The 14,749-nt window shown below is 44.8% G+C and carries 13 protein-coding genes; 7 read left to right on the top strand and 6 right to left on the bottom strand.

Annotated elements, in window-relative coordinates; all coding sequences use genetic code 11:
• Positions 1–17 precede the first annotated feature (17 nt).
• The gene (locus DFP75_RS16100) at positions 18–1,256 is read right to left on the bottom strand and encodes a type II toxin-antitoxin system HipA family toxin (protein ID WP_110577074.1); all 1,239 of its coding nucleotides are present in this window, start codon (positions 1,254–1,256) and stop codon (positions 18–20) included.
• Between the two features lie 12 nt (positions 1,257–1,268).
• Positions 1,269–1,583, bottom strand: coding sequence for a helix-turn-helix domain-containing protein (locus DFP75_RS16095; protein WP_110577073.1), 315 nt, complete (start codon positions 1,581–1,583; stop codon positions 1,269–1,271).
• A gap of 598 nt (positions 1,584–2,181) precedes the next feature.
• On the opposite strand from DFP75_RS16095, the gene DFP75_RS16085 reads away from it, so the two are divergent.
• Both DFP75_RS16085 and DFP75_RS16080 read left to right on the top strand, forming a co-directional pair.
• Entirely contained in the window at positions 2,182–2,505 is a 324-nt protein-coding gene (locus DFP75_RS16085) for a helix-turn-helix domain-containing protein (RefSeq protein WP_425451241.1), read from the top strand.
• Positions 2,495–3,844 (top strand): type II toxin-antitoxin system HipA family toxin, encoded by a 1,350-nt coding sequence (locus DFP75_RS16080; RefSeq protein ID WP_110577070.1) that lies wholly within the window; start codon positions 2,495–2,497, stop codon positions 3,842–3,844. The genes DFP75_RS16085 and DFP75_RS16080 overlap by 11 nt, the downstream gene beginning before the upstream one ends.
• A 47-nt stretch (positions 3,845–3,891) precedes the next feature.
• On the opposite strand, the gene DFP75_RS16075 is transcribed toward DFP75_RS16080, so the two are convergent.
• Positions 3,892–4,497: a LysE family translocator gene (locus DFP75_RS16075; RefSeq protein ID WP_110577069.1), complete on the bottom strand. Its 606-nt coding sequence runs from the start codon at positions 4,495–4,497 to the stop codon at positions 3,892–3,894.
• A 114-nt stretch (positions 4,498–4,611) separates the two neighbouring features.
• Here DFP75_RS16075 and DFP75_RS16070 point away from each other — a divergent pair, with 114 nt between their 5' ends.
• Positions 4,612–5,586, top strand: a complete 975-nt coding sequence (locus DFP75_RS16070) for a GlxA family transcriptional regulator (RefSeq protein ID WP_110577068.1) — start codon at positions 4,612–4,614, stop codon at positions 5,584–5,586.
• A gap of 47 nt (positions 5,587–5,633) precedes the next feature.
• Here DFP75_RS16070 and DFP75_RS16065 read toward each other — a convergent pair whose 3' ends face one another.
• Entirely contained in the window at positions 5,634–6,500 is an 867-nt protein-coding gene (locus tag DFP75_RS16065) for a YicC/YloC family endoribonuclease (protein ID WP_110577067.1), read from the bottom strand.
• Positions 6,501–6,713: 213 nt separating this feature from the next.
• Here DFP75_RS16065 and rph point away from each other — a divergent pair, with 213 nt between their 5' ends.
• The 4 genes from rph (at position 6,714) to DFP75_RS16045 (ending at position 11,591) form a co-directional block, all read left to right on the top strand.
• Positions 6,714–7,433 (top strand): ribonuclease PH, encoded by a 720-nt coding sequence (gene rph, locus DFP75_RS16060; protein ID WP_110577066.1) that lies wholly within the window; start codon positions 6,714–6,716, stop codon positions 7,431–7,433.
• A 274-nt stretch (positions 7,434–7,707) separates the two neighbouring features.
• The gene (locus DFP75_RS16055) at positions 7,708–8,499 is read left to right on the top strand and encodes a substrate-binding periplasmic protein (RefSeq protein WP_110577065.1); all 792 of its coding nucleotides are present in this window, start codon (positions 7,708–7,710) and stop codon (positions 8,497–8,499) included.
• 18 nt (positions 8,500–8,517) lie between these two features.
• Positions 8,518–10,932: a putative bifunctional diguanylate cyclase/phosphodiesterase gene (locus tag DFP75_RS16050; protein ID WP_110577064.1), complete on the top strand. Its 2,415-nt coding sequence runs from the start codon at positions 8,518–8,520 to the stop codon at positions 10,930–10,932.
• Positions 10,933–11,057: 125 nt separating this feature from the next.
• Entirely contained in the window at positions 11,058–11,591 is a 534-nt protein-coding gene (locus DFP75_RS16045) for a hypothetical protein (protein WP_245927076.1), read from the top strand.
• A gap of 92 nt (positions 11,592–11,683) precedes the next feature.
• Here the strand turns inward: DFP75_RS16045 and ushA are convergent, their stop codons facing one another.
• Together ushA and DFP75_RS16035 are read right to left on the bottom strand one after the other, a co-directional pair.
• The gene (ushA, locus tag DFP75_RS16040) at positions 11,684–13,291 is read right to left on the bottom strand and encodes a bifunctional UDP-sugar hydrolase/5'-nucleotidase UshA (protein WP_110577063.1); all 1,608 of its coding nucleotides are present in this window, start codon (positions 13,289–13,291) and stop codon (positions 11,684–11,686) included.
• Between the two features lie 251 nt (positions 13,292–13,542).
• Positions 13,543–14,652 carry an ABC transporter ATP-binding protein gene (locus DFP75_RS16035; protein WP_110577062.1) on the bottom strand — a complete coding sequence of 370 codons (1,110 nt, stop codon included), beginning with the start codon at positions 14,650–14,652 and terminating at the stop codon, positions 13,543–13,545.
• Positions 14,653–14,749: the final 97 nt, after the last annotated feature.

Below are 14,749 nucleotides of genomic sequence, written 5' to 3'. Positions count from 1 at the left end.
AAAAGTGTAAATGTGTTCTAGTCGAGTATAAAGCAGTCTCTCAATAGTTCCCTTTCTTCTTTGCGGATACCCATTTGTTGGGCAAGGACTTCCCATTGTGAAACGGCCTTTAACAATCTTTTGTGAATGGCCTTGGCTTTACTGTCGCTAACGTGAAAATACTCTGCAACGTCAAATGCTAAGTCAATCGAAAGCGCATTGCTTACGTCATCAATATTAAGGTGTAGACCAGAGGCGTATAACATAGGGTTGATATCGTAGGCGGGAGATAGTCGCCAGCCAGTGGACTCCAGAATGAATCCGTGATTTCTCAGATGATCATCACAGTTCGAGACCATGATGTTAAACAGTATTCTGGTCCACAGTTGTTCGAGGTCTTGCCGAGTATTAGAACCGTGTTGGATCAGAAACTCAGCCAGCTCTAAGTAACTTGCTCCATCATCCTGACCATCAAAGTACTCTAGTTGAGTCATCGCAGAGCTGAAGTGTAGTCGCTTTCCTGTTTCGGTACGGTCGAACCTTTTTGTTAAAAAAGTATGATGTCTGCCAATGGCTTCGACTTTCGATTCAGCCATTTCGATGCCAGACTCTATGGCCATTTGATAAACAATGAACTCCCATAAGCCAATATCGTAATCATCGTGACGGCTAGGAAACTTAGCTAACCACAAACTGTTATCGTGATTTCTTATTGACGCCTTTGGCCTGGCTCCGCCTAGTGATGAACCCGGTGAGATCAGCATATTGAGCCATTTCAGATAATCTGGATTATCTAAATCCGGAGTTTCTTCGATTTTGTTGGCGGCATGTTGTAGCTCGGGTAAGCTGGTTATTGCAGGTGCTGCCAGCTCATGGCTATCGTCTAAAAATGGGCCCGTTGGTGATGTACAAAAGCGCAGTGCTCCCATGCGAAATGAATCGTGAACACCTAGTAAGTAATCCGTCTCGTATAGGTTTTTTGCTCGCCGTTTTTCCTGTCTAGCAACCACCGCTTCTCTGCGTTGCATTAACAATCGACCCCAACGGTCAGGGCATGAGTCTAGAAATATTTTGAAATTCTTATCAGCCAGCGCATGTTGTTCGCCAACGAATAGTTTTAAAGAAGGGTCAATTTGGCGAACATAATTAGAAGTTAGCCATGTCCTGTCATAACTAAAGCTGAAATGTTCTTTGCCTCTAATTTCTGACGACCGTAATGTGCCAACTAATATAGGGTCGGTTGAATCAGTCCAATCAGCATAAACGTAGATTTCCATAATGCGACACTCTTATTTTTTGTTCAGCAATTGGATGTCTTGCAGCTTTCTTCCCAGCTCGTCATCAAAGGCGACTTTGGCTAGGTCTTCCAAGAGACCTAAAGAGGCTAATACGTTGACATAGTGACCAAGCGAAACGGAAGGATCACCCTTTAGGATTTTTCGTAACGTTGGTTTAGACAGACCAGTTCTGTCGTGCAGCATTTCTTGGGTAATGCCGCGTCGCTTCATCGCCAGAGTTAAGTTCTCGCCCAAGATGCTTAACACCTTTTTGTGCTTTGGAAAAACGACTGCGGTGCGTTTTGCTGTTGATTTGATGGTATTCATAGGGAAACTATATTTTCTTAAATCTTCAGATAGTGAAAGTATAGCTTCATTTTTGACTTTGGGTAAAGGTTCGTTTGATATTATCAAGCAGGTTAAAGTGAAACTATATTTTCATTTTTCAGTGTATAAAGAATTTATAGCTTCACTTTCATTCTTTGTCTCACACTTTCTTTGCTGTAACACATCGCTTACCCCTTGGGCATTTGGGGCAAAGCTGCCAGTATTACGGCAGCTGTGCCTCTAAATAGCTCACCATGGTGTCTACCACTTAACAGGTTGTGGTAACGGATTTCTGCAAACGGATTTGGGCGGGAAAAATAAAAAAGCCCTGTATTTTCAATGCTCTTCACAAGGTAATACAGGGCTTCTAGATGTTCTTCGACGGGGAACTTTCTACCTAGGAATCTATTCGATGTTTTGAATCTGCTCATTGAGTACCAGCCTAGACCCTAACAAACCCAATAAGTTATCGAAAAGAAACCGTTTGAAAATGCCTGTTTACCCACCAAACTGCCCACTACTTGCCTATGGCTTTTACTAAATATTAGTGGTTAGTAATGGATATAATAATACCCACTTTCTGTTTTATTTTGCTATTATGGATATAACTGTATCCATTTGGTCTTTGCTGATGAATTTTACCTTACTTGATGATACCGATGTAAGCCAAGCCTATGCGGCTTATTTACGTGAGTTACGAAAGCAGGCAAAGCTGTCACGAGCGGCGCTTGCTGAGCGAAGCTGTGTACCTGCGGCCACCATTAAGAAATTTGAGCTGACCGGGCAAATTTCATTTCGCCAATTGCTGTTGCTATGGCAGACCCTTGATTCGCTAGATAGGTTTTATCAGCTCACGCAACCTAGCAAAGAACGCGCTGCTATACCCACGAGTATTGATGAGGTGCTAAAAGATGAGTTTTAAACCCATTCAGAAGCTTAATGTTACTCGAACGCTAAGATCAGGTGAGCAGGTTGCTGTAGGGGTCTTGGCGCAGAATCGGCAAGGCGTTTTTTTTCAGTATGCAGACAGCTATTTGCAGCAGTTTGGCAATTTATCACCTTTTACCTTGCATCCGAACGCGCAAGTTCAAGTCGCTCCTAAAGCGCCGCACCAAGGTGTACATGGCGTATTTGGAGATTGTTTGCCCGATGGCTGGGGCATGCTGTTACAAGATCGTATTTTCCGGCAAAAGGGCATCCTGCCTAATCAATTAACGGCGATGGATAGACTGGCCTTTGTTGGTGATAAAGGCATGGGGGCATTGTCTTTTTCTCCGGTGTCTGAGTTTTCAGCCACCACGCACGCGGATATTGATTTAGCTACTTTAGGCTTAGAAGCGCAAACGCTGTTCGATGCTTCAATGTCAGATTATATGGATGATAATCACGATGAGTTAGATGGGCATACGCAAAAGGTGTTGGCCGCATTAGTCGCCGGAGGTAGTTCGGGTGGGGCAAGACCTAAGGCACAAATTTATATGCCTGCTGGGGAAACTCAGCATTGTCGAACCTTTGCAAAGCCTGGTGATGAAGCGTGGCTGATTAAATTTACTTCTAAAAATCTCGCGCTCGGCCATGAAGAAGGTTTGTGTGAGGCGGTCTATTTACAAATGGCTGAGCAAGCTAAGTGTCAACCACCGCTATGGCAGCTCATTGAAGCACCATCCTCAAGCGGTGCGCCTGCTTGGTTGGCGCTCGAGCGTTTTGATTATGTCACAGAGCAGTCCAATTTAAGCAGCAATCGTAGTTCAGGTCGATTGCATATGCACAGCGCGTGTGGGCTGCTGGATGCAGACTTTCGAACACCAAGTTTAGATTACATTGATTTAATTAAAGCCAGCCGTCAGTTGTGTAAATCTCCAGCGGCTGGACAACTGCAATTTCGCCGCGCCATTTTTAACCTGCTGTCGTCTAATCAAGACGACCACAGTAAAAACTGGGCGTTTTTGCAAGCAGACGACGGTCAATGGGATCCTGCACCTTTTTACGATGTTACCTACAGCCCGCATCCATTTAACGAACACGCCACTGCGTTCGGAGGTTATGGCAAAGCGCCACCGCTTAAGGTGATGCAAAAACTTGCTACCAGTGCTGGCTTTTCGAATTGGAATGATGCAAGGCAAGTCATTGAAGAAGTCGCAGAAGTCATCAGTCAATTTACGTATCTGGCACAGCAGCAAGGGATCAGTAAAACAACAGTGTCTGCGATTGCTAAGACATTGGATCAGCGCAAACAGGAAAATGCAGCGCTTTTTCAATGACAGTAAAACAAACTTTTCAATTCACAATAAAAGAATAGCTTTGCCATTCACAATAGAATAGCCATTATCGCTAACAGTAAGAATAGCGCACCACAACACTGATTGAAAATTCGCCCATTGGCCAAAAGTAGCGTTTGAACCCTATCAGCTAACCTCGCCACGCAAAACTCTACGGCGAATTCGATGCAAAGAAAGCTCAATGTTATCACCAGAAACTGTGGAATAAATGCCTCGTCTGGGTTTATAAACTGAGCTAAAAATGCAGTAAAAAATAGCAAGACTTTCGGGTTAGACAATGCTGCAAAATAACCTTGTTTAAATAGCTCTTTAGGCAAAGTAGAAACCACTGTTGTTTGCTCTAAGCTACTTGCAGACGCGAAAAACAAATTGAAACCTAACCATGCTAGGTATAATGCGCCCAGCCATTGAAGACCAATCATTAACTCAGGATTGGTTTTTAGTAGCGTGCCTAATCCGAGCATTGCTATCGTGATCAATATGAAGAAGCCACTAATACCTCCACATATCGTCCAAATTGTTTTTTTATAACCATATCGAGCACCATGGCTCAGTGCCAATAGTGAGTTAGGGCCCGGTACACAAGCAAGCCCTAGAGCAGATAAAGCAAATACACACCAAATTTCAAACGTCATAACTCACCAAATAATTGAGAAACTGAATTGGGTTTAGTATCTCTCAGCTTTAACATTATATATGGTATTATTTGGACGCAAAGTACGACTATTTAGACAAAGGGTGGGCGACAAATGAATGATGAAAATGGTGTCCGCTTTCTATTGATACCTCTAAATAATTTTAACATGCTTCCGTTTGGTGGCTTCTTGGATAAGCTCCGTTTTTCAGCAGATGAAGCCGATAACAGTCAACAGCGGTATTGTTCATGGAAAATTTTATCTCACACCAAGGGATTAATTGTTTCTAGTAGTGGGATTCCAATAAATGTAGATCTCGAACCTAGTGAGGTGCAGCTTGCGAATTTTGACTATGTGGTGTTCTTTGGTAGTCGCACTGCGATTGAATCACAGCAACAGGCAGCTTGTTACCGCTCTTTTATTCGAACTGTTGCCGCCAAAAGAATACCAATAGTAAGCATCGATAATGCTTGCTTTACCCTTGCAGAGTTGGGGCTACTAGATCGTCATCAAGTCGTGGTTCATTGGCGACATCACAGTGAATTCAAAGCGACTTATCCGAAAGTAGTCGTAAGAGATGAACAGCTTTATCATTTTGATCGCAAGCTGATCAGTTGTACTGGTGGAAGCGCAGCTATCGATCTTGCAGTGGCAATTTTGCAAAACCATGTTGGTCAGACGAGAGCAGAAAAAGGCTTAGCGGATATGCTGGTTGATGGAAATCGCAGTATGCAACACCGCCTGAAATCGTCAGAGCAAGGACTATACAGGAATCGTCATATGGATAGAGCGGTTTCTTTGATGCAAGAAAACTTAGAACAGACAATAACCGTAGAACAGGTTGCTTCGCTCATTGGCATTAGTCGACGTCAATTGGACCGCTTATTTCAGCAAAAGCTCGGTGTTTCCGCGCGTCATTATTGGCAAGAGTTACGATTACAACATGTCTACTGGCGATTGACCCATTCTGGCCATGACCTTGCGCAACTCGCAGATGAAGTTGGTGTCAGGGATACCAGTTATTTGTGTAAAATATTTAAAAAAAGATTTGGAATGACGCCAGGGCAATGCCGCCGCGACCCGATATAGTGATAGCGAAGAAGTGGATAGCATCGCCACCCACTTACCATTCGAAATTATTCGATGTTTTGAATCTGTTCTCGCATTTGCTCAATCAAAACCTTTAATTCCACAGCGCTTTGCGTTGTCTCTACCACAATGGATTTCGACGAAAGGGTGTTGGCTTCGCGGTTGAGTTCTTGCATTAGGAAGTCGAGGCGGCGGCCGATGGGGCCTTTTTGTTGCAGCTGTCGGCGCACTTCTTTGGTGTGGGTCGCTAGGCGATCCAGTTCTTCGGCGACGTCGGCTTTTTGTGCCAGTAGGACGATTTCTGCTTCTACGCGCATTGGGTCGAGTTCGACTTTGGCGGCTTCCAGTTTGTCCAGTAGGTTTTGTTTTTGCGCGGCGATGATTTCCGGCAGTTTGGCTTGCACGTCTGCGACGATGGCATCGATGGCGTCTAGGCGTTGTTCGATGATGTCTTTTAGTTGTGCGCCTTCACGTAGGCGAACTTGGATGAGTTCGTCGACGCTTTTGTTAAAGAGTTCCACGACCGCTTTTTTGATGATTTCAAAGTCGTTGCCTTCGTCGCTTAGGATGCCTGGCCATTTTAGGATGTCTAATGGGTTGGCAGGGTCGAGGTCTTTGAACCAAGTGCCTAGGGTTTCGATGGCGTTTGCCAAGGCTTGAGCGTTACTTGGGTTGATTGTCAGGTTGGTGGCCGCTTTGTCGACGCCTTGGAAGCGCAGTTGGCATTCTAGTTTGCCGCGGTTTATTTTTTTGCGAAGCACGTCACGAAACGCAAATTCAAGCTCGCGGAAGTTTTCAGGTAGACGAAAGTTGGGTTCTAGGTAGCGCTGGTTTACGGAGCGCACTTCCCAGCTGATGGTGCCCCAATCGTATACGGCTTCTTGGCGTGAGAAGGCGGTCATGCTTGCTGTCATGTTGAGTACCTAAGTAAAAAATAAATAGAGAGGCCTTTGCACGATTACTGTGCTTGCCAATACTTTGTTAAAAATAGAGGCGACATTGTAGCCTAACCAGACTTTGTTCGACAGGTGTGCTCAATGTCATGTTTTCCTTTTGTCGGGGGCGCAATTTTGCGTGGGTTCGTTATAATTGCGCCTTTATGATGTTTATCGATAGAGAGAGCAAATATGCGTCCAAGCGGAAGAGAAGCTGATCAATTACGTCCACTTAAAATCACACGTAATTTCACTAAGCATGCCGAAGGCTCTGTGCTGATCGAATGTGGCGACACGAAAGTTATTTGTACGGCGACTGTGGTTTCTGGCGTGCCGCGTTTTTTGAAAGGCAAGGGCCAAGGTTGGATTACAGCAGAATACGGTATGTTGCCTCGTTCTACGCACAGCCGTATGGATCGTGAAGCGGCTCGTGGTAAGCAAACGGGTCGTACGGTTGAGATTCAGCGTTTGATTGGTCGTTCTTTGCGTGCGGCTGTGGATCTTAAAAAATTAGGTGAAAACACCATCACGATTGACTGTGACGTTATTCAAGCGGATGGCGGTACTCGTACTGCTTCTATTACTGGCGGTTTTGTGGCGTTGGCGGATGCGATGCGTGTCTTGGTGGAGAACAAAAAGGTCAAAGCAAATCCAATCGTATCGCAAATCGCAGCGATTTCTGTGGGCGTTTATCAGGGTGTTCCTGTGTTGGATTTGGATTATCCAGAAGATTCTAATGCTGAAACGGACATGAACGTGATCATGAACGATAAAGGCGGTTTCATTGAAATCCAAGGCACTGCAGAAGGCGAAGCGTTCAGTGATGAGCAGATGGCTGGTATGTTGGCTGTGGCTCGTAAGGGCATCAATGAAATTATGGAAGCGCAGCGCGCGGCTTTGTTTGAAAAGTAGAAGCGTATAAATAATATTTATCGCTGTGGTTAATGGAAGTCGGTAGAGAGTCCGGGTTTCTTATTAAGCATTTCTAAAATCTAGCTTCGGCTAGATTTTTTTTGCCTGTCATATCCCAAGGCGGTGATTTTTTGTTTTGTAACAATTTGCAAAGCAGCCGCTATTAGGGCGTTTAAAGCTTGAGTCACTTTGTGTTCTGCTGCATATTTATACAATGGTAAATCGGTGATGTTTTGGTCAAATTCCCCTGAATAGAGCAGAGAACAGCGTCAATATGAAAGGATTCCCTCGTTTTCTTATTTCGTGTCTTTTGGGCTTCCTATTCATACCTGCTACGGCTATTCATGCCAAAGAAATCGTTTTACACACCATTCACTTGCCGCCTCATATTATTGATCCTGACATTATTCCGCCTCCGGAAGGTTTTGATGAGGACGCTGTGTACGGTTTTGATGTGGATATATTACGTGCGGCTTACGCAACGCAAGGCGTGCAGGTACGAATAGAGCTAACACCTTGGAAGCGCATAATGCGTGATGTTGAAAAGGGTTTGGTACTGGGGGCTGTGTCTTGTCGGAGGCTTCCAGGGCGTGAAACTTTTGCGCTTTTCTCTGCGCCGTTAAGCGATTCATCTAATGCGTTTGTTACTCGGCGCGGTTTTCTGGACGGTGAAACGCCGAACTTAGCTTTGCTCAATCAATATCATGTTGCGGCAGTAAATGGTTGGTCTCAGACTGATATTTTGCAGGGGGCCGATATTCCGTATTACTCGGTTCCTGGATTAGATCAAGGTATTAACCTCGTGCTGCGTCGCAACAAAGAAATTTTTATGACAGAGCGTGATAGCGCGATGTTTGCTGCAAGGCGCATGGGCGTCATTGATCAGCTTAGTTTTTATGATGTTTTTGGGGTTGGCTTAGATCATTATGCCGTCTGCTTTAGCAAGAAATACCCGAACGCTGAAAAGTGGCGCGACCTTTTGAACAAAGGGTTAATGGAATTGAATGAAAGTGGAGAGAGGGATGTGATATTCGAAAGATATGGTCTTCCGTCTCTATCACATTAGCGCATAGCGTGAGGAATTATGTTACCACTTCGTAAGCGTCTTTCTTATAAACAAGCCAAATGGGCATTGATGCTGATTTTATTGCTCAGCTTGTCGATGAGCGCTTTGCAGATCTTTGTGGATTGGCAAGACGAGAAAGCGGCCATTCAATCTCATGTTATGTCGACCTTGTATATCGCCGAGAATGCAGCGACGGAAGCGGCGTATTCATTGGATGAGGATTTGGCCAAAAAAGTACTTGTTGGGTTGATGCGTTCGAATAGTTTTTATAAAGCGCGCTTGGAAGATGATTTGGGTTACGAACTGGCGAGCACCTATCGCCCTTTGGAGCCCATGTTTTTTCGCGGGTTATCTGAAAAAGTATTCAGCGGATTACCACAGGACTTCCAACTGACATTAAGGCGCGGCCCTCACTTCATTGTGGGGCGTGTGATTGTCACCATAGACAGCGGCGCTGTAACAAATGGTTTCTTACGCCGTAATGTCCGCTTACTGGCGACGTCAATGGTATCGGCATTGTTGCTTGGTGTGGCAATGTTTATGTTGTTCTACGTGCAAATTTCTCACCCGCTTTCTCGAATGATTGAACAGTTAGGCAAGCTAGATCAAGAGGATAATGGCCCAGCTCAGTTGAGTTTCGCTCAGAATGCTCGCGAAGATGAATTGGGCATTTTAGCAAGAACGATTACGGCACTCTGGCATAAACGTAAGAAGGTTGAGACAGAGCTGGCGAAAAGTGAAGCCTATTTCAAAGCGGTACTGCACCAGTCCAGTGAATGTATGTTACTGACCAATTTAAAAGGGAAGATTCTCGATTGTAACGACGAGGCTTGTCGATTATTGGCTTATGATAAACACACATTATTGACGTTAAACATCCAGCAAATCGATTTTGATCATACACCAGAGCGATTAAAAGAGTGGGCTGAATGGTCTCAAGGTGAAGCTCAAGTTTATGAGACTAATTATCGTCGCAGTAATGGCGTCGATTTCCCTGTTGAAGTGTGTGGGAACATTATTATTTTGGATCATGAGGCGCGCTTTCTGGCGTCATTTCGTGATATCACACAGCGTAAACTAGACCAAGAGCAAGTTCAGTTTTTAGCCTATTACGATGCGTTAACCAATTTACCTAATCGACGCTTTTTAAATCAGAACATCGACAGTGTGATCTCGACGGCACAGAACGATGGCCACATTGGTGCTGTGTTGTTTATTGACCTAGACCGCTTTAAAAACGTCAATGATTCTATGGGTCACCATATTGGTGATGCGCTGTTGATTGAAGCGTCAAAGCGTATTTTATCGTGTTTATCTGATGCTGATATTGCGGCTCGAATGGGGGGCGATGAATTCGTTTTGTTGGTTCCAGTGCTCGCTGATGATTTGGAAAGAGCACAAAATAGAGTGACCGTATTAGCAGAGACGTTATTGCTGCAGTTGTCTCAGTCATTTCGTTTGGAGCAGACGGATTTATTTATCTCTGCGAGTATTGGTATTAGCTTGTTTCCACAGGATGATGCCAATGGTGTGCAGATCTTACGTTATGCCGATACGGCCATGTATGAAGCCAAAGAAAGTGGCCGAAATGCCTTCCGTTTTTATCAACAAGGCATGCAGCAACAAGTCACCGAGCGTGCGTTACTTGAAAAGGCGCTGCACAGTGCGATTAGCAATGATGAGTTGTATTTGGCGTACCAACCTCAGGTCAATGAAAATGGCGAACTGATAGGCTTCGAAGCACTGTTACGCTGGTTTAATAAAGAGCTTGGTTTGGTGCCTCCAAATCGCTTTATCCCCGTCGCTGAGGAAACAGGTCTCATTTATGACATGGGTAATTGGGTGCTTGAAACGGTATGCCAGCAATTGAAAGTTTGGCAAACCATGGGCTTGCCAGCCGAATTTAAAGGGGTGGCGGTGAATATCAGCCCGCACCAATTTGCCAAAGAGAACTTTGTCGAAACCGTCCAATGTGTCATAGAGGCGGCTCAAATAGATTCGGATTTACTCGATCTGGAAATCACGGAAGGCATGCTGGTCGAAAATATCTCTTCTGTTGCAGAGAAAATGTGGCGTCTGAAAGAACAGGGTATCCGTTTTTCTATTGACGATTTTGGCACTGGCTATTCGTCGTTACGTTATCTGCAGCACTTCCCCATTAACCAATTAAAAGTGGACCAATCTTTTGTCCGAGATCTTTCTTGCGACCCTAAGAGCCATGTGATTATTAACACTATCCTCTCAATGGCAGCGCATATGAACGTGACGGTTTTGGCAGAAGGCGTGGAAAGGCTCATTGAAAAAGAGATCTTAAGCAGCATCGGTTGCACAACGTACCAAGGTTATTATTTTTCGATGCCAGTAAGAGAAGATCTTGCCACTGAATATCTGCGTAGTGCGACGATTTTTCCGCTACAAACCGAAAGCGTTTAACCTGTCGCTCTCTCTCTTTTTAATGATTTTGGCGCTAAATGTCAGTCATTGTGCGCGTTTTTGCGCCTTACAAGCGCTGAGTTCTTTGCCATTATCAGTTCACAATAAAAATAAGGAGAAGCAAGGTGAACAAGCTGATTGGTGGTGTTGGTGTTTGTGCTGGAATCGTTGCGGTCATGGGGTTTAGCGCAGCAGCGCAAGCGTCAAGTGATGACTTAGCGGGTAAATGGGTTCTGCAAAACGCAGGGAGCACACAAGCTACGTTGGATGAAGCGGTTGAAAACGTGGCGCAGGAGATGAATTTCTTTATTCGTGCGTTGGCGCGACCGGTATTGAAAAAACAAACACAGATTTGCCAGCAGTGGACATTAGGTTGGCAAGCCAAGCAGTTTCAATGGCAATGTGACAGTGCCGACATGGATTCCATGCCGATTGCGGCAAAGGGCGATGTGTTTAAGCAAGATGAAGAAGGCATTGATATATCCGGTACTTATCAGCAAACAGCTGACTCTGTGGTGTTGGTATTAGAGTCAGAGCGTGGCAAACGCACCAATACCTGGAAGCAGGTAGGCGAGAATGAATTGCTGTTTACTGTTAAGTTGGAATCCGAAAAACTACCGACACCCCTGACTTGGTCCTTGTCCTATAAAAAAGAGTGACCCTGTCGCTAACCTGTTTTTAAGACTACTCATAAAAAGCCCCAATAGACGAATCTATTGGGGCTTTATTGTGGTTACGTTTTGTCTTTTGATTAACGCTTCACAGCACCAGTTGGCGCAAATTTCGCGCCATCAAGTGGGTAGTTATTACGGATGTATTCCACCAACACATCGGCATCTACATAACCAGAGTTTACGTAGTTTGGATGATTGACGATTTTAGGGTAACCATCACCGCCTGAAGCCGAGTAGTTATTCATCGCAACACGGTAGGTTTTGTCTGCGTCTAAGGCTTTACCGTTCACCATGATGTTGGTTGCTTTGCCGTCTTTTAATGTTAAAGACACGCCACTGAACTGAGCGAATGCGCCTGTACCCGCTTGTTTAGCAGCCAAAGCTGAAAGGTAATCGGTTAGCTCGTCCGCGGTGAAATCAACATAAGACACCATGTTGCCGAAAGGCTGAACTTTCAACACGCTCTTATAGGTTACGATGCCTTTTTCTAGATTGTCACGAATGCCGCCAGAGTTCATTACGCCAATATCGGCGTTCACTTTTTGCTTCATTGCGAAGGCAATCAGGTTACCTAAGTTGGTTTCTTGGCTGCGGACAATGCTGCGCTCACCAACAAAATCATCATTCGAGAAGCCAATTTCGATGTTTAGCTCTTTCTGACCCTTTTCTTGGAAAGGCGTTAGCATTTCAAGCATGGTTGGATCTTGGGCGATTTCTTCTTGGATGAAAACGCGCTCAGATTTGCCATCGGCATTGGTGATCTTTTTCTTCAAGTTGACCGGAATAAGTTCGTATTCAGACCAAACAATCGCTCCGTTTTTGTAGACAAAGTCTAGGCGGCCAACGTATTTACCCCATTCGTGCGCTTGAAGGATCAGCGTGCCGTTTTGCTCGTCTGGTTCAGTCAATGGGTTTTGAGAGTGACCACCAACGATGACATCTATGCCAGGAACGGTTCGAGCCAAGGTGACATCGCCTGGTGCATTGCCACCATAATTGCCGTCTTGGTAGTGTCCCATGTGAGTGACTGCAATCACTAGGTCCGCTTTTTTGCGTAACTCAGGAATCAGTTTTTTGGCTACCGTGATTGGCGATTCAATCTTGATACCCTCTAAAAATTCAGGGTTACCTAGCTTAACCGTGTCGTCGGTAGTGAAACCCACAACCGCGATTTTAAGGTCATCTACTTGGAAAATTTTGTAGGCATCAAATAATGGTTTGCCTGTTTTTTCATCAAGAATGTTGGCAGAAAGGAAAGGGAAGCCTGCCCATTCTTGTTGTTGTCTCAATACAGAAAGCGGGTTGTCGAATTCGTGGTTACCCAGCGCCATTGCATCGTATTTCAGCATGTTCATGCCACGGAAATCTGGCTCTGCGTCTTGTAGATCAGACTCTGGAACACCGGTATTGATGTCACCACCAGACAGTAATAATGAATTACCATCGTCTAGCGCTACTTCTTCACGAATATTGTCGATTAAGGTTTTGCGAGCGGCCATGCCGTATTCGCCCTTGTCGTTTTGCCAGAAACGACCGTGATGGTCATTGGTGTGCAAAATGGTGACTCGATATTCTTTGTCTGCTTGCCAGTCTGGCTTTTGAGGTCCCATCATTGAACAAGCCGTTACAGAAAGAGCAACGCCTGTAATGGCAAGATTCGTGATCAAACGCTTGGTAAATTTCATGGATTCGTTCCTTACATGATATTAGTCGACCGTTCTTGGATTCTGAGTAATCAAATGGTCGCTTTAGGGCGACTTATTTAATTGCAGTTGTGAAAATGTATCGCATATTTATGACAAGTTCGAGAGACTGTGCAGTAATTTTGACCATTTGTGCAATATCTTACGCTTTTCAGGTAAAAAAAAGCCTGCGATAGAGTTTCACTCTTTCACAGGCTCGCTTATAAAAGCTAAAACGTTATAAATGGTAACTATCAAACATCAAGACGTTTGCCAGACTCTTGATCAAAAACAACGGCTTTGGAAGTATCAAACATCATTTTGATGATTGAGCCCGCAGCAGCTGGGTACATAGGGTTAGAACGACAGTTGATTTCTGCATCGTTAACACGAGTCAAAATCATTGTATCGGCACCCATAGGTTCTGTTACTTCCACTTCTATGTCTGTGGTTGTGACAAATGGTTGGCCTTCTTTGTGTGGTTGCGGCTCTGTGATCATTTCTGGGCGCAAGCCAAGCAATACTGTTTTGCCAACGTAATCTTTGAGAGACTCTGGTTTCGGGAATGGCAGTGCAACCGTTGTGCTAGTAGCCAGTTCCAACATTGGCGTGCCATTTTGTTCAACGACATTCGCTGGAATGAAGTTCATCGCTGGAGAACCCATGAAGCCTGCAACAAATAAGTTTGCTGGGTTGTCGTAGATTTCTTGTGGCGTACCAAGCTGTTGCACTTGTCCGTCTTTCATTACTGCGATGCGATCGGCCAATGTCATGGCTTCGATCTGATCGTGTGTTACATAAACGATGGTTGTACCCAGCTTTTTATGCAGCTTCTTGATCTCTGTACGCATTTCTACGCGCAGTTTTGCATCAAGGTTAGACAATGGCTCATCAAACAAGTAAAGCTGTGGACGGCGCGCTAAGGCACGACCCATAGCAACACGCTGACGCTGACCACCAGACAATTGTGCGGGTTTACGGTCAAGCAGGTGGCTGATTTGCAACAATTCAGCAACGCGTTGAACTTCCACATCGCGCTCTTCTTTTGGCACTTTACGCATTTCCAAACCGAAAGAGATGTTTTGCTCTACTGTCATGTTTGGGTACAAGGCGTAAGACTGGAACACCATCGCGATATCACGATCTTTTGGGCTGGTGTAAGTTACGTCTTTATCTGCGATTAGGATGCGACCTTCGCTAACGTCTTCAAGACCGGCAATAGAGTTCATCAGGGTGGATTTACCACAACCAGATGGTCCAACCAAAATGAGGAATTCACCTGTTTTGATGGAAATGTTGATGCCTTTTAAAATCTCAGTCTCGCCGTAGCGCTTTTTAACATTATCAATGACTAGGTTTGCCATGTTATTACTCCGAATTTTTTAGTTCACTCGCGCTGTGTTAGGTAGAAGGCGCGAGTGCATTTTGTCTTTATCGTTGTTCGCTAGGTTGCTAAACCAC

This window comes from Marinomonas alcarazii, assembly GCF_003208215.1.
Classification (GTDB): domain Bacteria; phylum Pseudomonadota; class Gammaproteobacteria; order Pseudomonadales; family Marinomonadaceae; genus Marinomonas; species Marinomonas alcarazii.
This window is presented reverse-complemented; position numbering and strand designations above follow the sequence as displayed.

Excerpts from the sequence above, each read along its gene's own strand:
- rph (WP_110577066.1), top strand. The coding sequence starts at position 6,714 with ATGCGTCCAAGCGGAAGAGAAGCTGATCAATTACGTCCACTTAAAATC.
- DFP75_RS16095 (WP_110577073.1), bottom strand. The coding sequence starts at position 1,583 with ATGAATACCATCAAATCAACAGCAAAACGCACCGCAGTCGTTTTTCCA.
- DFP75_RS16050 (WP_110577064.1), top strand. The coding sequence starts at position 8,518 with ATGTTACCACTTCGTAAGCGTCTTTCTTATAAACAAGCCAAATGGGCA.
- DFP75_RS16100 (WP_110577074.1), bottom strand. The coding sequence starts at position 1,256 with ATGGAAATCTACGTTTATGCTGATTGGACTGATTCAACCGACCCTATA.
- DFP75_RS16075 (WP_110577069.1), bottom strand. The coding sequence starts at position 4,497 with ATGACGTTTGAAATTTGGTGTGTATTTGCTTTATCTGCTCTAGGGCTT.
- DFP75_RS16065 (WP_110577067.1), bottom strand. The coding sequence starts at position 6,500 with ATGACAGCAAGCATGACCGCCTTCTCACGCCAAGAAGCCGTATACGAT.
- DFP75_RS16085 (WP_425451241.1), top strand. The coding sequence starts at position 2,182 with ATGGATATAACTGTATCCATTTGGTCTTTGCTGATGAATTTTACCTTA.
- DFP75_RS16035 (WP_110577062.1), bottom strand. The coding sequence starts at position 14,652 with ATGGCAAACCTAGTCATTGATAATGTTAAAAAGCGCTACGGCGAGACT.
- DFP75_RS16080 (WP_110577070.1), top strand. The coding sequence starts at position 2,495 with ATGAGTTTTAAACCCATTCAGAAGCTTAATGTTACTCGAACGCTAAGA.
- DFP75_RS16055 (WP_110577065.1), top strand. The coding sequence starts at position 7,708 with ATGAAAGGATTCCCTCGTTTTCTTATTTCGTGTCTTTTGGGCTTCCTA.
- ushA (WP_110577063.1), bottom strand. The coding sequence starts at position 13,291 with ATGAAATTTACCAAGCGTTTGATCACGAATCTTGCCATTACAGGCGTT.
- DFP75_RS16070 (WP_110577068.1), top strand. The coding sequence starts at position 4,612 with ATGAATGATGAAAATGGTGTCCGCTTTCTATTGATACCTCTAAATAAT.